17 protein-coding genes are annotated in these 17236 nt (G+C 70.3%); 5 read left to right on the forward strand and 12 right to left on the reverse strand.

What is annotated here, in order from left to right; genetic code table 11:
- The first annotated feature begins 64 nt into the window (after positions 1 to 64).
- The gene (locus tag ND450_RS18680) at positions 65 to 1159 is read left to right on the forward strand and encodes a helix-turn-helix transcriptional regulator (protein WP_253327344.1); all 1095 of its coding nucleotides are present in this window, start codon (positions 65 to 67) and stop codon (positions 1157 to 1159) included.
- Here the strand turns inward: ND450_RS18680 and ND450_RS18685 are convergent.
- The 4 genes from ND450_RS18685 to ND450_RS18700 form a co-directional block, all read right to left on the reverse strand.
- Positions 1156 to 1308 carry a hypothetical protein gene (locus ND450_RS18685; protein ID WP_253327345.1) on the reverse strand — a complete coding sequence of 51 codons (153 nt, stop codon included), beginning with the start codon at positions 1306 to 1308 and terminating at the stop codon, positions 1156 to 1158. The two genes, ND450_RS18680 and ND450_RS18685, sit on opposite strands and share 4 nt — an antisense overlap.
- Positions 1299 to 1529 (reverse strand): hypothetical protein, encoded by a 231-nt coding sequence (locus ND450_RS18690; RefSeq protein ID WP_253327346.1) that lies wholly within the window; start codon positions 1527 to 1529, stop codon positions 1299 to 1301. The genes ND450_RS18685 and ND450_RS18690 overlap by 10 nt, the downstream gene beginning before the upstream one ends.
- A 488-nt stretch (positions 1530 to 2017) precedes the next feature.
- Complete coding sequence (locus tag ND450_RS18695) at positions 2018 to 2914, reverse strand: ParB N-terminal domain-containing protein (RefSeq protein WP_253327347.1); 897 nt, start codon at positions 2912 to 2914, stop codon at positions 2018 to 2020.
- Positions 2915 to 2990: 76 nt separating this feature from the next.
- Positions 2991 to 3383, reverse strand: a complete 393-nt coding sequence (locus ND450_RS18700) for a CoA-binding protein (protein ID WP_253327348.1) — start codon at positions 3381 to 3383, stop codon at positions 2991 to 2993.
- Positions 3384 to 3500: 117 nt separating this feature from the next.
- Here ND450_RS18700 and ND450_RS18705 point away from each other — a divergent pair, with 117 nt between their 5' ends.
- A complete protein-coding gene (locus ND450_RS18705; protein WP_253327349.1) occupies positions 3501 to 3923 on the forward strand; it encodes a YciI family protein in 423 nt (140 codons plus the stop codon).
- Positions 3924 to 3931: 8 nt separating this feature from the next.
- On the opposite strand, the gene ND450_RS18710 is transcribed toward ND450_RS18705, so the two are convergent.
- Complete coding sequence (locus ND450_RS18710; RefSeq protein WP_253327350.1) at positions 3932 to 4642, reverse strand: LysR family transcriptional regulator substrate-binding protein; 711 nt, start codon at positions 4640 to 4642, stop codon at positions 3932 to 3934.
- 56 nt (positions 4643 to 4698) lie between these two features.
- On the opposite strand from ND450_RS18710, the gene ND450_RS18715 reads away from it, so the two are divergent.
- Positions 4699 to 5061 carry a DUF5997 family protein gene (locus tag ND450_RS18715; RefSeq protein WP_218159714.1) on the forward strand — a complete coding sequence of 121 codons (363 nt, stop codon included), beginning with the start codon at positions 4699 to 4701 and terminating at the stop codon, positions 5059 to 5061.
- On the opposite strand, the gene ND450_RS18720 is transcribed toward ND450_RS18715, so the two are convergent.
- Positions 5058 to 5699: a maleylpyruvate isomerase N-terminal domain-containing protein gene (locus ND450_RS18720; RefSeq protein ID WP_253327351.1), complete on the reverse strand. Its 642-nt coding sequence runs from the start codon at positions 5697 to 5699 to the stop codon at positions 5058 to 5060. The two genes, ND450_RS18715 and ND450_RS18720, sit on opposite strands and share 4 nt — an antisense overlap.
- Positions 5700 to 5749: 50 nt before the next feature.
- Between ND450_RS18720 and ligD the strand changes: the two genes are divergently transcribed.
- Positions 5750 to 6694 carry a non-homologous end-joining DNA ligase gene (gene ligD, locus ND450_RS18725; RefSeq protein ID WP_253327352.1) on the forward strand — a complete coding sequence of 315 codons (945 nt, stop codon included), beginning with the start codon at positions 5750 to 5752 and terminating at the stop codon, positions 6692 to 6694.
- Positions 6684 to 7616, forward strand: a complete 933-nt coding sequence (locus ND450_RS18730; protein WP_253327353.1) for a DNA polymerase domain-containing protein — start codon at positions 6684 to 6686, stop codon at positions 7614 to 7616. The genes ligD and ND450_RS18730 overlap by 11 nt, the downstream gene beginning before the upstream one ends.
- Here ND450_RS18730 and ND450_RS18735 read toward each other — a convergent pair.
- From ND450_RS18735 to ND450_RS18760, 6 genes are all read right to left on the reverse strand, one after another.
- Positions 7595 to 9955, reverse strand: a complete 2361-nt coding sequence (locus tag ND450_RS18735; RefSeq protein ID WP_253327354.1) for a caspase family protein — start codon at positions 9953 to 9955, stop codon at positions 7595 to 7597. The two genes, ND450_RS18730 and ND450_RS18735, sit on opposite strands and share 22 nt — an antisense overlap.
- Positions 9956 to 9997: 42 nt before the next feature.
- Entirely contained in the window at positions 9998 to 10876 is an 879-nt protein-coding gene (locus ND450_RS18740) for a hypothetical protein (protein WP_253327355.1), read from the reverse strand.
- 69 nt (positions 10877 to 10945) lie between these two features.
- On the reverse strand, positions 10946 to 12640 hold the full coding sequence (locus tag ND450_RS18745; RefSeq protein WP_253327356.1) for an ABC transporter family substrate-binding protein: 1695 nt from the start codon (positions 12638 to 12640) through the stop codon (positions 10946 to 10948).
- A gap of 80 nt (positions 12641 to 12720) precedes the next feature.
- Entirely contained in the window at positions 12721 to 14844 is a 2124-nt protein-coding gene (locus ND450_RS18750) for an ABC transporter ATP-binding protein (protein WP_253327357.1), read from the reverse strand.
- Positions 14844 to 15821, reverse strand: coding sequence for an ABC transporter permease (locus ND450_RS18755; RefSeq protein WP_218159699.1), 978 nt, complete (start codon positions 15819 to 15821; stop codon positions 14844 to 14846). The genes ND450_RS18750 and ND450_RS18755 overlap by 1 nt, the downstream gene beginning before the upstream one ends.
- A gap of 16 nt (positions 15822 to 15837) precedes the next feature.
- On the reverse strand, positions 15838 to 16815 hold the full coding sequence (locus ND450_RS18760) for an ABC transporter permease (RefSeq protein WP_089919264.1): 978 nt from the start codon (positions 16813 to 16815) through the stop codon (positions 15838 to 15840).
- Positions 16816 to 17236 lie beyond the last annotated feature (421 nt).

Consider the following 17236-nt stretch of genomic DNA (forward strand, 5'->3'; position numbering starts at 1 on the left):
TTAATGGACATTCGGCTGGAGGCTCTTCGTCGGCGTCCACACTTCCGGGGGAGGGGGTGAAGCCGTGCCGCCCACGTTCGCCCAGGAGGTTCGCCGCCTGCGCAACGAGCGCGGGCTCTCGCTCAGCAAGATGACCGATCTCGTACCGTACAGCAAGGGACACCTCAGCAAGATCGAGAACGGTCAGGTTCACCCGAACCCCGAAATGGCGAGGCTCTTCGACAACGTCCTGAAGGCCGGCGGTCACCTGATCGAACTGGCCGACGCGCCGGCCCGCCCGATCCCGAGCGACCACACGACGCTCCACACGTTCGACGCGATGTTCGACCACCACCGGGCACTCGGCCACCGCCTGAGTTCCGAGGTGGTGCTGCCGAGCCTGCGCCCCCAGGTCGACGTCCTCAGCTCCATGGCCCGCTCCGCCGACGACCCGGGCCTCGGCCGAGGCCTGTGGCTGCTCGCCGCCCGCTACGCCGAGTACGCGGGCTGGATGGAACAGGAACGGGGCGACGACGCCTCGGCCGCCGAGCTCACCAAACGCGCCGTGCAGTACGCCGCGAAGGGCGGCGACCCGGAACTGGGGTCCTGGGCGCACGTCCGCATGGCCGAGTTCGCCCTGTACCGCGGCGACGCCCACGCCACCGTCAGCTTCGCGCGCCAGGCGGGCAAGTCCCGTTCGATCGCGGTGCAGGCGGCGGCCGCCCTGCGCGAGGCCCAGGGCTACGCCCTCGCCGGAGCCGCCGACCGCTGCCAGAACGCACTGGACCGCGCCGCGGAACTCCAGCGCGCCGCCAGCGAAACCCGTTACGGCACAACGAGTCTCATGGACCAGGTCGCCGTCGCCCGCGCCTGGTCGTTCCACGACCTGGGCCGCCACGCCGAGGCCGCCGCGATCCTCGACGCCCAGATGCCGCTGATCGCCCCGACCGCCCTGCGCGCCCGCACCCGCTTCGGCCTGCGCAGGGCCCTGGCCCACGCCGAGGCCGGGGAGGTGGACCACGCCTGCGAACTCGTCGTCGACCTGCTCGACGACATCCGGCAGGTGCGGTCGGCGACCGTCCACATAGACCTGACGGCGTTCAGCAGGTTGTTGTCGCGCCTGCGTCCCGCGGCGGGGCGGGAGGTCGCGGGCGAGATCGGCGAGATCCTGTTCGCCTAGACGGGCGTGTTCTCGCGGCTGTACGAGGCGCCGGCGAACTGGCACAACGCCTGGTGCAGCCGGGTTCCGTCGTCGCCGAAACGCCCGATCCTGCGCGTGCGGCCGTTGAGGGGTGTGATCACGAGGACGGTGCGCCGGGTCAGCCGCACCTCCCGCACCTCCGCCCAGGCGAGCCGGTTGCCGCGGAAGACAGGCCGTCCCGCGAGACCGTCACCCACGGGCCGAACACGAAGCGCCGCAGGAAGTTGCCGACGACCAGCACGACCAGGCCCCAGCCCACCAGCGCCAGGACCCGTTGCCCGCCGAACCCCTCCAGCGCCCACGGAGTGCCGCGGACGGCCCCCACGATCCCGAACGACAGCAGTGACACCGTGCGCCGGGACCTCGGCTTTCATCGCGTCGAGGACCCTGCCGAGGTCCCGCACCAACGGCCGCGCGACGCGGAACACGAGGTGGAGCCACACCAGGGCGAGCGGCAGGGCGAGCCACGCCCAGCCCGCCAGCGGCCGCTCGGCCGCGCGGACGTCGTGCGAACGGCGTCCGGTGCCCTCGCGCTTGGTCGCGACCTTGCGCCCGACGTCGGTGGGGCCGAGGAAGTTGACGATCTACCCGGTCGCCTTGTCCGCACCGTTGTGGTGCAACTCGGCGGCGCACTGGCCAGAAGCCGAACCCGTGGGTGCTGACCGGGCCGTGGCGGTGGCAGATCCGCGCCACCGCCTAGCTCGGGCCGGGGGCGACCGATGGCGCCGATCAACCAGCCCAGCACGGGCAGGAGGAGAACGGCGAAGGCCACTTTCGCGACCTTCGCCCGCAGCTGTGGTGTCACCGGCACGGAGGCTGGCGGTTGGGCCGTCCGGACTAGACCGCGGTCCGCCGCCCCTCCCGCTCCAGCGCCTCCGCCATCTCCACCCAGGCCTCCGCGACCCCGCGGGCCATGTCCGCCACCAGCTCCCGGCAGTGCGACGGCACCCCGGACACGACCCCGGCCCACTCCCCCGACGACACGGCGTGCGCCTCGAGCCACCGCAGCACCAGCCGCCCGTGCTCGTTGAACCGCAGCGACGGGTCGCGCCGCAGGATGGGCAGGGTGGCGTCGGGGTCGCGGGCCTCGGTGCGCCCGGAGGGCAGCACGGCCTCCGCGCGTTCGGCGGCGCGCATGCGCTCGGGTACCGGGTCGAGGCCCGCGCTCAGGCGCCGGCGCACGTCGCGGACCGTTCCCGGGGACACGCCGGCGGCGCGGGCCACGTCGCGCAGCGAGGCGTCCGGGCGTTCCTCGACGATCCTGCCCGCGAGCCTGCGGCCCGCGGCGGAGTTGACCGGCCTGACCTTGCCGTCGCGGCCGACCCTGATCGGGGCCTGGCCGCCCACGGCGCGCCTGAGCACGCCGACGGACTTGGCGGCGAGTCCCGTCGAGGCGGCGATGGCGCGGTCGGACCACTGCGGGTGCGACCGGAGCAGGCGGCGGGCGGCGGCCTCGCGGTCGGCGGTCGACAGGGTGGAGAGGTTCAGCGACACCGACAGGCCGAACAGGTCCTCCGCCGGGCCTTCGACGTACTCGACCTCGACGGACCGGCAGCCGCGCAGCGCCGCGGCCTTCAGGCGGTGGGTGCCGTCGACGACCTTCATCGTCGGGCGGTGCACCACGATCGGTGGCAGCTGGGCGCCGGACGACGCCAGTGAACGGACGAAGTCGTCGCTGCAGCCGCGCAGCCGCGGCGACTCGGCGGACCGCAGCGCGGTGATGTCTACGAGCATGCGAAATCAAGCCCCCCAGGCTGATGTCTCCGGAACCCCCAGGTGTCCGGACGACCACGCCAGGTTAGCTACTCGTTCAACGGGAGCGCCACTCGATCGCGGGACAGACGTCCATCACCATGCGCAGGCCGGCGTCCTTCGCACGGGCGTACGCGGCGTCGTCCACCACGCCGAGCTGGAACCAGACGGCCTTCGCGCCGATCGCCGCGGCCTCGTCGGCGAACTGGCCGGCGTCCTCCGAGCGGCGGAACACGTCGACGACGTCGACCTCGAACGGGATGTCCGCGAGCGACGCGTAGCCCTGCTCGCCGTGCACGGTCTCGGCGGACGGGTGCACCGGCACGATCTTCTTGCCGCGCTGCTGCAGGAACCGGGCCACGCCGTGGGCCGCGCGGGACGGGTTGTCCGAGAGGCCCACGATGGCCCAGACCTGGCAGTTCTCGAGGATCCAGTCGACGTCTTCGCGCATGCCTTCAACACTAACCCTGTGATCCCGGTCACACTTGCCGCGCGCCGGTCGAAAGGCGGGGGTGCCCGATCGACGCCCCGGTAGAAACGCACCGGACACGAGCCAGAGGAGACCGACATGCGGTTCATGGTCATCGTCAAGGCCAACGAGGACACCGAGAACGGCGTGATGCCCACGACCGAGGAACTCGCCGCCATGGGCGACTTCAACGAGGAGCTCGTCAAGGCCGGCGTGATGCTCGCGGGTGACGGCCTCTACCCGAGCGAGAAGGGCGCGCGCGTCCGGTTCGACGGCAAGGGCGCGACCACGGTCATCGACGGCCCGTTCACCGAGACCAAGGAACTGATCGCGGGCTTCTGGATCTGGGAGCTGCCGTCGCTGCAGGACGCCGTCGAGTGGCTGAAGAAGGCGCCGTTCGCGGAGGGTGAGGTCGAGATCCGGCAGGTCCACGGCCCCGAGGCGTTCGGTGACGCGCTGACGCCCGAGATCCAGGCGCAGGAGGACCGCATGCGCGAGCAGATCACCGCGCAGCAGTCCTGAGTGGACGGTCAGCGACCGCGACGGGTCTTCCCGCGCTTGGCGGGCTGCTTCTTCTGGGCAGGCGCGGGACCCCGTCGCTGCTGGTGCTGCCGCGGCGCCTGCTTCTTCGCCGGTTCCGGCGCGGGGCCGCGGGTGCTGTTGACCGTGCGGCCGCGGACGATGCCGATGAGGTGCTCGACGAGTTCGGGGTTCTCGTCGCGGATCGGGAACGACAGCGCCACGCGGGACTGCGGCGCGTCGGTGAGCGGCACGTACTTCACGTCCTTGCGGTGGTGCAGCCGCGCGAGGGACTGCGGCACGACCAGCAGGCCGACACCCGCCGCCACGATCTGGACGGCGTCCGCCGTGGTCTCCGGGCGCTCCACCGGCGGCTGACCGGGAACGGACTCCCACTCCAGCGCGTCGTCGAGCGGCTGCCACAGGACGTGCTCCGCCAGGTCCCCGAGGGACAGTTCGTCGGCCGCGGCGAACTCGTGGTCCTTGGGGAACACGACGACGCTCGTCTCGGTGTAGAGCGGGATCGCGTGCAGGTCCTCCCGGTCTCCGGGCAGCCGCAGCAGCGCCGCGTCGGCCTCGCCGGAGCGCACCTTGGCGGCGGCTTCGGCGGCGGGTACCTGCACGAGGGTCAGCTCGGTCTCCGGCAGGCGGTCCTGCCAGACCCGCGCCCACTTGCCCGGCGTCACGCCTGGGACGTACGCGAGCGTGAACGATCCGGTCACGTGCTGAGGCTACCGGACGAGCCCGTTACCCTTTTCGCATGAAGTCGCAGCAGACCATGAAGCCCGCCACCGCCGCCAAGAAGCTCGGCGTGTACCTCGAGGCCACGCCCGAGGAGTTCCAGGCCGGCGTCGTGTCGCGCGACGAGCTGAACGAACTGCAGGCCAACCCGCCGCAGTGGCTGGCGGACCTGCGCCGCAACGGCCCGCACCCCAAGCAGCTCATCGCGCAGAAGCTCGGCATCTCCTCGTCGGGCCTGGTGCGCGCCGGCATCACCGAGGCGCTCACCACCGAGCAGATCAACGCGCTCAAGGAGGAGAACCCCGAGTGGCTGGTGCGCGAGCGCGCCACCTACCAGGAGTTCAAGGCCGAGGAGGCGCGTCTCGCGGAGAAGGCACGCCTCGAGGAGCAGGAGAGCTAACCGAGCACGAACGGGATCTCGATCCCACCCAGTGCGGCGCGTTCCGACCCGGTCGGGGCGCGCCGTCCTGTTCCCACGAGCAGCACGTCCAGGTCGGACCACGTGGCGGGGAACGCTCCGGCGATCCGTTCGAGCGTCCTCCGGCACCGCGCGAGCGCTTGCGGCGGCGGTCCCTCCAGGTGCGGGAGGTGCGCGACCAGGTCCAGGTGGTGCAGCGTCCACTCCCACACGTACGCGCCGAGGTAGCCGGACGTGCACAGCACCATGTCCTGGGTGGTCACCTTGAGCGTCGGGTCGGCGAGCTGCGCCGCGCGCACCGCCGCCCGGCCCACGTCGTCGACGTGGTGCTTCAACATCCAGGGCTCGCCGTAGGCGGCGGCCAGCCGGACGGTCAGCGCGGCCAGCGGGTCGTCCACGGGCTCGTGCGAGACCTTCCAGTACGTCACCTCGTCGTGCGTGACGGCGTCGGCGGTGGGCGTCACCAGCGTGATCAGCACGTCCTGCGCGTCGATCACGAAGTGGCACACCAGGTCCCGCACCAGCCAGCCCTCGCATCCGGACGGCCGGGCGAAGTCGTCGTCGGTGAGCTCGCCGACCGCTTTCAGGAGCGCCCCCAGCGCCTGCGAAAAAAGGTCCACAGCCGCAAACTACAAGGATCGAGGGCGGACTACCGGTTAGGTTGGTGGGCATGGGCAAGTCCCCGGCTGTGGAGCTCGAGGTGCGGGACCGCGTCGTGCGGATCTCCAATCCCGACCGCGTCTACTTCCCCGCGCGCGGGGAGACGAAGCTGGACCTCGCGCAGTACTACCTGTCCGTCGGCGACGGCATCGTCCGCGCGCTGCGGGAACGGCCGTGCATGCTGCACCGCTTCCCCGAGGGCGTCACGGGCGAGAAGGTGCACCAGAAACGACTGCCGAACGGCGCGCCGCCGTGGGTGCGGACCGTCCGCGTGCACTTCCCCCGCTACAACCGCCACGCGGACGAACTGTGCGTCACGCACGTCGCCGACGTGATCTGGGCGGTGCAGATGTCCACTGTGGAGTTCCACCCGTGGAACTCGCGCGCCGCCGACACCGAGAAGCCCGACGAGTGGCGCATCGACCTCGACCCCGGGCCGGACTGCACGTTCGACCGGGTGCGGCGGGTCGCGCTGGTGGTGCAGGAGGTGCTCGCCGAACTGGGCGCGACGGGGTTCCCGAAGACGTCCGGCTCGAAGGGACTGCACGTCTACGTGCGGATCAAGCCGGACCACGGTTTCGCCGACGTGCGCAAGGCCGCGCTGGCGTTCGCGCGCGAGGTCGAACGCCGGGCACCCGACGACGTCGAGACCACGTGGTGGCGCAAGGACCGCGACCCGAAGCTCGTGTTCGTGGACTACAACCAGAACGCGCGCGACCACACGATCGCCAGCGCCTACTCGGTGCGCGGCTTCCCCGAGGCGACGGTGTCGACGCCGATCCGCTGGGACGAGGTCCCGGACGTCGACCCGCGGGACTTCACCATCGCCACCGTGCCGAAGCGCTACGCCGAACTGGGCGACCTGCACGCCGGCATCGACGACGCGGTGTGGTCGATCGAGCCGCTGCTGGAGTGGGCCGCCCGCGACGAACTCGAGGTCCCGGATGAGCAGTAGCCCGATCAAGTTCTCCTCGCTCGACCAGCCGCTGTTCGGTGGCGCCCTGAAGGGCGACCTGGTGGAGTACCTGGAGTTCGTGGCGGACAGGTTCGTGCCGGTGCTCGCCGGGCGGCAGCTGTCGGTGTGGCGGGTCCTGCGCGGCCAGGACCCGTTCATGCAGAAGAACGTCCCGAAGTACACGCCGTCGTTCGTCCGCACGGTCGAGGTGTGGGCGGAGGCGTCGCACCGCAAGATCAGGTACGCGGTCTGCGACGACGAGCGGACGCTGATGTGGTTCGCGAACCAGCGCGCCGTCGAGTACCACGTGCCGCTCTACCTCGGCGACCACTTCGGCGAGGACCACGTGCAGACCCACATGGTGCTCGACGTCGACCCGCCCGAGGGCGCCGGCTTCGACGTCGTGGTCGGCTCCGCGCTGCTGATCAGGCAGGCGCTGGCCGACGCGGGCCTGGAGGGCCTGGTGAAGACCAGCGGCGCCAAAGGCGTGCACATCTTCGTGCCGTTGCAGGAGCACTCCCCCGACGACGTGGCCGCGGCGACGCGCGCGGTGGCCGCACGGGCCGAGAAGCTCGACCCGTCGCTGGCCACCACCGCGTACATCAAGGACGAGCGCGAGGGAAAGGTCTTCCTCGACTCGACGCGCGCCTGGGGCGCCACGGTCGTCGCCGCCTACAGCCCCCGCCTGCGCGAGGGCCTGCCGATCTCGTTCCCCGTCCCGTGGGACTCGCTGGGGGACGTGAAGCCTTCCGACTTCACCATCAGGACGCGCTTCGACGGCGACCCGTGGACCTCGCTGATGCCCGCGCTGCAACGCCTGCCCGACGATCTCGTCGCCGAGGGCCACACCATCCCGGTCGCCCGCGTGGCCGCGATGCACGAGGGCAAGCGCCGCAAGGCTCAGCGTGAGCGCGAGAAGTAGGCGACGAGCGCGGCCGCCAGCGGCAACGTCACGTGCGCGACGCCGGTGAACGACGGGTCGTGCCCGGTCACGTAGTCGCTCGCCCGCACCAGCAGTCCGGCCGCGACGGCGGCGTACGCGGCGAACGCGGCCGTGCCGGTGGTGAGCACCGCGACCAGCGGGACCACCACCAGGCCGGCCAGGCTCGCGTGCGTGACGAACAGCGGGACCTCCGCGTTCAGGGTGAGGACCACGTCCAGCAGGAGCAGGGCCGGGGCGATCGCGGCGGGCCAGCGCCTGTCGCGCCAGACGCGGTAGCCGGCGAGGGCGACCAGTGCGGCCGCGGTGGCGAAGTAGGTGAACTCCTCGCCGTCGTCGTCGATCGGTGTCAGGTCGTTGGCCATCGCCGCGACCACGAAGACGCCCAGGGCGCCGAGCCCGCCGCCGGCCAGTGCGAGCCACCACGGGGTCGTGGTGGCGGCGACGGCCAGCACGACGGCGGCCAGCGCGTACGGGATCCAGCTGTGGACCTCGCCGCCGCTGAGCAGTCCGGTGGTGCCGGCGAGCAGGCCGAGCGCGACGCCCGGGACCCACGGGTGGTCGCGGCAGGTGATCACGAACAGGGCCGCCGCCAGGGCCCACGGCCAGATCGCGATGAAGACGGACGTGGTGAGGCTGGCCTCGCCCAGGGCCCGGAGGTTGCTGCCGGGGATCGTCATCAGGGCGATGACGAGGAGGACGAGGGCGAGTCCCCCGGCGAGGCGGGGCAGGACGGCGAGCGCTTGCGCCGGGGTGGGCGCGCGGTCCGCGGTGGAGGGTGGGGGCGCGAGTTTCGCGACCAACGGCTTCGGCGCGGCTTTGTCGGCGGCCGGCCGCTGGGGTTCCGGGGGTTCCGGGGGTTTCGGTTCCTCCGGCTTCCGCCTGATCTGCGAGGTGGGCGCGGGTGCCGTGACCGCCTTCGGTCTCTCCCCGGCAGGCACGGACCCTGTCGCCGCCTTCGGCGGCGCCGACGCGGCAGCCGCCTTGGCTGCGGCCTCCCCCACCGGGGCGGGCTTCTCCCCCAGCGCCTCCCTCGCCGCCGCGGCCACCATCCGGCTGTCGTCGTCCACCAGCCGCCGCAACGCGAGCCGGGCCGCCAGCACCCGCCCCTCGTGCGCGACCGACAGCATCCGCCGCAGTTCCGGGACCGCCCCCGCGCGCACGCCCGGCAGCGAGTGGTCGATGGCGTCCTGCAGTTCCGACGGCAGCGCGGCCGGCACCGACACCGGACGGGCGCGGCGGGCTATGCGCAGGTCTCCCCGCACGTCCAGCATCCACTTGCCGGGGGTCTGGTGCGGCGTCACGCGGCGCACGCGGTCGTAGACGTACTCGTAGAGCTCGTCGAGGCCCACGTGGCCGTCCTGGTCGCGGTCGGCGTCGCCCGACTCGAGGCCCTCGACCAGGGCCGAGGTGAAGACGGACGGTTCCGCCTCGGAGGTGTCGGCGACCGACGCGCCCTCGAAGGCGTACTCCATCGCCGACGAGGCCGTGATGACGGCGCGGCCGCTGCCGCCGAACTGTTCCTCCAGGTCCACCGCACCGCCCGCGCGGGCGACCATGCCTCGGCCGAACGCGCCGGAGTAGCAGCAGTCCAGGAGCAGCACGACGCGGCGGGAGCGGGAGCGGTTCATGCGGCGGGCGACGAAGTCCGCGGACACGGCGGTGCCCGCCAGGCGGGCGAGCTTGGTGCTGGAGGTGGCGAAGTGCAGTTCGCCGGCCTCGTCCTTCACGCCGTGGCCCGAGAAGTGCAGGACGAGGAGGTCGTCCGGTTCCCGGTCGGCGAAGAAGTCCTCGACGGCCTCGTTCACCTCGGCGGCCGGGGTGTTGATCAGGGTGCGCACGTGGAAGCCGCCGATGCGCGGGTCCGCGAGCACCTCGCCCAGGCGGGCGGCGTCGTGGGCCGGGGCGCGCAGCGACGACAGGCCCGGGTCGGCGAACTCGTGGCTCGCGATGATCAGGGCGTAGCGGTGCAGGTGCCGGCCGAGCCACTCGGAGCGGTGCGCGAGCTCCGCCTCCGTGGGGGCGCCGGTGAGCTCCAGGGGCTCGCCGTCCGCCTCGACCGTCACGGACCGGTCGCGGCGCTGGCCGAGCCACGCCGACACGGCGTTGATGACCGCGGCCAGGACCGTGGACGACGAGATCGTGGTCAGCAGGGTGCCGAGCTCGGCGATGTCGATGGCCTTGGCGCCCGCGGGCACCTCACCGGGAACGGCGCCGACCGCGACGAGTTCCCTCAGCTCGGTTCCCAGGAACGCGGCGAGCTGCTCGATGCGTTCGTCGTCCGCGCCGTCCTCGTGCACGCGCAGTGTGACCTCGGTCATAGCGGCCTCCTACCGATGGAGGTCGCTCGCCGCGCGAAAACATTACGAGGGATCGGACCCGCGGAACGCGCCCCACCAGAGACCCAGCACCGCGGCGACCACGGTGGCCGTGATCCAGCCGGTGAACCCGCTGCCGTCGAGGTAGGCCCAGAACAGGCCGACGATCGGCGCGGGCACCAGGAACACCGCGTCGACCCGCAGCTGGGCGCCGAGGCCACGCGGGGCGCGCGTCTCCGGGTCCGGCCGCACGGGGTTGTCGAGACGGCGGCCGCGCGGGTGCTTCGTCACCGCCCGGCCGGACGGGTACACGGTCACGCCGTCGACCACCGCGACACGGCCCCCGCGCAGCTCGACGTCCACGGGCGACGGCAGCGTCACGAGCACGGGGTCGTAGTAGACGGGCAGCCAGCGCTCGACCGGTCCGTCGATCTCGAGCCACGACCGGACCATCAGGCCGGACTGCAACCGGATCCGCCGCACCGAGACCGTCACGGCAGGAGCGCGTGCCGAGCGCACCGCGAGCAGCACCCGCACCGCACCGGCGAGCAGCACCAGCACCGCCACGGCGATGGAGAACGTCACGCCGCCCAGCGCCCGGTCGGTCTCGAGGAACAGGTCCGAGCCCGGGATCACGGCACGCGACGGGTCGGCGGGGTCGAACGCGATCTGCGTCTGCTTGCCCACGACCCGGTCGCCGTTCTCGTACGCGACGCGGGCGCTCCCGGTCGGCCAGCGCACCTCGACCGCACCGTCCGCAAAGGACACCACCTCACCCGTGGCGCGGGCGGTGAGCGATGTCAGCGCCGCACGCGAGTCCGAATAGGACAGCCACGAGAACAACGCGACCACGAAGCACACGACCAGCACGACCGCCGTGGCGAGCAGACCGTGGCGCAACGCACGAACCCGGGAACGCAGCAAGACGAGCTCCAAACAGAAAGAAACGGCCCGGCGGAGAGACCCGCCGGGCCGTTCACAACACTAGCTACATCAGGAGGTGAAGCCCATGTTGATGTAGTCGTACGGACGGTTCGCGAACGCCACGGCGCCCATGTTGGCGACGTTGCTCTTGATCGCGACCGCGCCCGGGATCTGGTACAGCGGCAGCTGGTGGCCGAGCTCCCAGATCTTCTTGTCGGCCTCGTTCGCGATCTCGAGGCGCTTGGTGTCGTCGAGCTCGCCGTTGGCCTGCTCCAGGAGCTTGTTGACCTCGTCCGAACCGATGCGACCGTAGTTCTGGTTGGTGCTGTTCGGGTCGTACCCGTAGATGCCCTTGCTGTCCGAGATCGGCAGGGCGGAGGCCAGCCAGCGGAACGTGGTGATGTCGAAGTTGCCGACGTTCACGTACTGCTTGAAGAAGTCGGCGGACGGCACGGCCTGGATGTCGACCTTGACGCCGACCTCCTTGAGCTGCGACTGCACGAGCTTCGAGATCTGGTCCGAGGTCGGGTTCGGGGTCGGGATCACGTAGCGGATCACGAGCTCCTTGCCGTCCTTCTTGCGGGTCTCGCCCTCGAGCTTCCAGCCGGCCGCGTCGAGCTCCTTCTTCGCGGCTTCCTTGTCGTACGACGCCACGGACGAGTTGTCCTTGTAGCCGGCCGAGCCGAGCAGGAAGAAGTGGTTACCGGTGACCTGGGCGTCGCCCTTGATCATCTGGCCGAGGAGGGCCTTGGCGATCGTCTTGGTGTCGACACCGCGCTGCAGCGCGACGCGGACCTTCGGGTCCTCGAGGATCGCGCCCTTCGCACCGTTGAACGTGATGTGCGAGTAGTCCGGCGTGATCGCCTGGCGGATCGTCACGCCCTGCATCGACTGCGCACGCGTGAACAGGTCGATGCTGGAGCCGATCTCGAAGAAGTCGATCTGGCCGTTGGCGAGCGCGTCCGCGAGCGCGGGACGGTCGACCTGGCGGAACGTGATCTTCTCGAGCTTCGGCTTCGGGCCCCACCACGCCGGGTCCTGGACCACGGTCACGAGCTTGGCGGTGCGGTCGATCGTGCCGATCTTGAACGGACCGGCGGTGATCTTCGGGGCGTCGGCCCAGCCCTTGTTGAACTCGTCGGCCGTGGCGGTCAGCGCGGCCGGGTAGAGGGGCGTGAAGAGGCCCTTCCACTCGGCGAACTTCTTCTTGAACGTGACCTTCACGTCCTGGTCGGTCGCGCCCTTCTCGACCTTCTCGATGTCCTCGTACCCGGTGGTGCTCGCGACCTCGAACGCCTTGTCGGTGCCGTTCAGGGCCTTCCACATGCCCTCGAAGTCCTTGTAGGACAGCGCGGTGCCGTCCGACCACTTGGCCTTCGGGTTGATCTTGAACTCGAGAACCTGCGGGTCGTTCGAAGCGAGCTTCGCGTCGTCGAGGACGTCCTTGTTGACCTCGATCGTCGCGTCGGCCTTCTGCTTGAACAGGTTCGGCATCACCGTGTCGATCATGCGGCGGCCGTCGGCGTTGGTGCCGTCGAGCTGGTTGTAGTTCCAGTTGTCCGGCAACTGGTCGACCGGCCAGCGGAACTCGCCGCCGTCCTTGACCTTCGACGCGTCCTGCGGGTTGACGTCCGCCTGGCCGATCGTGTTGTCCGCGCCCTTGAGGCCGGAGTTGCCGCCGTTGTTGCTGGGCCCCCCACACGCGGTAAGCGTGAGGACGACCGCGGCCAGCGCGGACACTCCCACCGTGGTACGTCGACTCACTGTCGTGAACCTCCCTCGTGCCCGGACACCAGTTGCCGGGGACACTGTTCCTTCGTAGGTCTTCTGAGGCGACGGATGCATCAGAGGACCTGACGGATCTGGGCGAAGTGGCAGGCGGCCTCGTGGTCGGGGGCCTGGACCTCGCGCGGCGGTTCCACCTCGATGCACTGGCGCTGCTTCTCGGGCGGCAGCTGCGCGTGCAGGAAGCAGCGCGTGCGGAAGCGGCAGCCGGACGGCGGGTTCGCCGGGCTCGGCAGGTCGCCGGTGAGGATGATCCTCTCCCGCTGACGCTCCTTGACGGGGTCGGGGATCGGGATCGCCGACAGCAGGGCCTGCGTGTACGGGTGGCGCGGCGCCTCGAAGACCGAGTCCACCTCGCCGATCTCGATGATCTTCCCGAGGTACATCACGGCCACCCTGTCCGCGATGTGGCGCACCACCGACAGGTCGTGGGCCACGAACAGGTAAGCCAGGCCCAGCTTGGACTTGAGCTCCTCCAGCAGGTTGATGACACCCGCCTGGATGGAGACGTCCAGCGCCGACACCGGCTCGTCGAGCACGACGAGCTTCGGTTCGAGGGCGAGCGCCCGCGCGATGCCGATGCGCTGGCGCTGACCGCCGGAGAACTCGCCGGGGTAGCGCGACAGCTGCTCGGGACGCAGGCCGACGAGCCGCATCAGCTCCGGCACGCGTCGGTTGATCTCGTCCTTCGAGTAGCCGTGCACCTGCATCGGCTCGGCGATGCAGTCGTTGATCGTGAGCCGCGGGTCGAGCGACGCCATCGGGTCCTGGAACACGACGGACATGTCGCGGCGGATCTCGAAGCGGCGCTTGTTGTCCACATCGGACACGTTCGTGCCCAGCACGGAGATCCCGCCGCCCATGGGCTTCTGCAGGCCGAGGATCTCCATCAGCGTCGTGGTCTTGCCGCAGCCCGACTCGCCGACGAGGCCCAGGGTCTCGCCCTCGCGGACGTCGAACGAGATGCCCGCGACCGCGTGCACGGTGCCGACGCGGCGCTTGAACACCACGCCCTTGTTGACCGGGTACTCCTTGACGAGCTGGTCGAGCTCCAGCACGACCTCGCGCTGCTCGCGCGGGATCTTCGCGACCTCGGGCTCGTCCGCGACCTCGGCGCCGAAGATCTCGACGGCGGCCTCGGCGCCCTCGCCGTCCGCCTCCGCGATCTCGTTGGTGCGGATGCAGGCGGCGGCGTGCTCCTGCGACCCGTCGACGTCCACCAGCGGCGGCTCGGCGGTGTGGCAGGCGTCGACGACCATCGGGCAGCGGGGCGCGAACGGGCAGCCGTCCGGCAGGTCCGTGAGCGACGGCGGCTGGCCCTTGATCGGCACCAGCGCCTGCTTCTCGCTGACGTCGAGGCGCGGGATCGAGCCGAGCAGGCCGAGCGTGTACGGCATGCGCGGCTGCTGGTAGATGTCGTCGACCTTGCCCTTTTCGACGGCACGGCCCGCGTACATGACCATCAGGCGGTCCGCGAACCCGGCGACGACGCCGAGGTCGTGGGTGATGATCACGATGCCCGCGCCGGTGACCTCCTGCGCGGTGCCGAGCAGCTGCAGCACCTGCGCCTGCACCGTCACGTCGAGCGCGGTGGTCGGCTCGTCGGCGATGATCAGGTCGGGGTCGTTGGCGATCGCCATCGCGATCACCGCGCGCTGCCGCATGCCGCCGGAGAACTCGTGCGGGAACGCCTTGGCGCGCTCGGCGGCGTTCGGGATGCCGACGAGGTCGAGCAGCTCGACCGCGCGCTTGGCGGCGGCGGACTTGGACACCTTGCGGTGCACCAGGATCGCCTCGGCGATCTGGTCGCCGACGGTGTAGACCGGCGTCAGCGCGGACAGCGGGTCCTGGAACACCATCGAGATGCGGCGGCCGCGGATCCGCGACAGCTCGGTGTCGCTCTGGCCGATCAGCTCACGGCCCTGGAACTTGATGGAACCGGTGATGCGCGCCGAGTTGGGCAGCAGGCCCATGACCGCGAGCGACGACACGGACTTGCCGGAACCGGACTCGCCGACGATGCCGAGGACCTCACCGGGCGAGACGTGGTAGCTCAGGCCGCGCACGGCCCGCACGCGGCCCGCCTCGCTCGGGAAGGACACGTGGAGGTCGTCGACCTGCAGGACCGGACCCTCGACGACGCGGTCGGCCGGAGTGTCGAACTGGAGCTCCGAGGTGGTCATCAGGCGGCCTTCTCCTTGGTGTCCTTCTTCTCCTTGCGGCGCACGCGCGTGGAGGTGGGGTCGAGCGCGTCGCGGAGCCCGTCGCCGACCCAGTTCACCGCCAGCACGAACACGACGAGGAAGCCCGCCGGGAACAGGAACAGCCACGGGAAGGTCGTCGCGGACTCGGCGTTGAGGCCGATCAGGGTGCCGAGCGAGACGTCGGGCGACTGCACGCCGAACCCGAAGTAGCTCAGGCCCGTCTCGGCGAGCACGGCCGAACCGACGTTGATGGTCGCGTCGATGATGAGCAGCGACGCCATGTTCGGCACGATGTGCTTGGCGATGATCTTGCGCGCCGGCTGGCCCATGAACTTGGCCGCCTTGACGAACTCGCGCTCCTTCAGCGTCAGCGTCATGCCGCGGACGATGCGGGCGGTGATCATCCATTGGAACGCCGCGAGCATCAGCACCAGCAGGAACCACGACTTGCCGCGGAACCACGGGCTCAGGATCGCGATGATCAGGAACGACGGCAGCACCAGCAGCAGGTCGACGACCCACATGAGCGCCTTGTCGGCCACGCCGAGGAAGTAACCCGCCGCCGCGCCGACGATCGCGGCCACGGTGGTCGAGATCAGCGCCACGAGCAGGCCGATGATCAGCGACTTCTGCAGGCCGCGCATGGTCAGCGCGAACATGTCGGTACCGATCTTGTCGGTGCCGAAGATGTGCTCGGAGTACGGGGGCTCCAGGAACGCGGTGTAGTCCTGCTGGTCGTAGCTCCACTTCGTCAGGAAGGGGCCCACGAACGCCATCAGGTACATCGCGACGATCAGCACCAGGCCGACCAGCGCCAGCTTGTTGCGGGCGAAGCGGATCAGCACGAGCCTGCCGCGCGTCATCGCCTTGCCCGGTTCGGGCGCCGCGTCCACGGGGCTGCCGGAGGCGGCGCCGGTGGTTCCCGCGGAGTCGCCCTCGTTGAGGATCACGGTCACGTCGTCGTCACCTTGCCTAGTTCACGCGGATTCGGGGGTCGAGCGCGGCGTACAGCACGTCGGCGAGCCAGCCGGAGAACAGCACGCACACCGCGACGAAGAGCGTCACCGTGGCGGTGATGTTCGTGTCCTGCGCCGAGATGCCGGTGACGAGCCAGTCACCCATGCCGAACCAGCCGAAGATCCGCTCGGTGAACGTGCCACCGACGACGAGCAGGCCGAAACCGAACGCGAACAGGGTCGCCATCGGGATGAGCGCGGTGCGCAGGCCGTGCTTGAACAGCGCCTTGCGCCGCGTCAGCCCCTTGGCCTGGGCGGTGCGCAGGAAGTCGCTGCCGAGCACGTCGAGCATCGACGAGCGCTGGTAGCGGCTGTAGTAGGCGATCTGGCCGAGGGCGATCGCGAGCGTCGGCACGATGAGGTGCTGCAGCCGGTCGCCGAGGTGCTCGAACCAGTTGCCCTGGAAGCCGGGTGTGGTCTCACCGACGAAGATCAGCACGTTGGTGCCGATCGAGTCGTTGATCCCCTGCGCGCCCATCTTGAGCAGCGTGCCCAGCACGAACACGGGTGTGGACAGCAACACGAAGCTGAACAAAGTCGCGAAGTAGTCGCTGAACTTGTACTGCCTGATCGCGCTCACCACGCCGAGCAGCACGCCGAACAGGATGCCGATCGTGATGCCGAGCAGGAACAGCCTCAGACTCACGCCGACGCGCCTGCCGAGTTCGTCGGTGATCGGGCGGTCGGTGATCGTGCGACCGAAGTCGCCCTGGACCACTCCCCCCATCCACGTCACGAACCGCTGCGGGATCGGCTGGTCGAGGTGCAGGTCTCGTTTCTTCGCCTCGATCGAGGCCGCCGGCGGCGGTGGGTTGCGTTGTTGCAACACCCCGATCGGGTCAAAGGTGGCGGAGGCCAACGTGAACGCGAGGAACGTCGCCACGAGGGCGAGCACCACGTAGTTGACCAACCGCCGCAACAGAAATCCGGCCACCCGTGTTCAGTCCTCTCCCCGGTGGTTGCGACGTCGGCTCACTGGATTGCAGTGGACGAGTTGCAAGAGGTTAACCGCCGATCCGGCGGACCGCTGCCCACCCCCACCAATGCGGCGGAGGCCCACTGACCGGGCCATAGTCACCCATGCGTGAAGGATTGGCCGGTGGAACAGCCGCATCAACAGTTGACTCTCGTGAATTGTGTGTTCAAGCGTGACCATTGTGCGGCCGGATCGCTGTTTTCCGCGTGAAGTTCTGTCTCACCACGGATGCATGTGACGCATCTGGGTGAATGCATTGACCAGAAGATGTGAGACAAGCAGCGCAATGTGATCGGAAACCGGACATCACGCTGTGAAGCGCTTCAGGTGTGCACCGTTACTGCACCGACGCGGAGCAGGGCGGACGTCCGAGCAGCTC

Origin of the sequence: Lentzea sp. HUAS12, from assembly GCF_024125735.1 — a bacterium.
GTDB lineage: Bacteria > Actinomycetota > Actinomycetes > Mycobacteriales > Pseudonocardiaceae > Lentzea > Lentzea albida.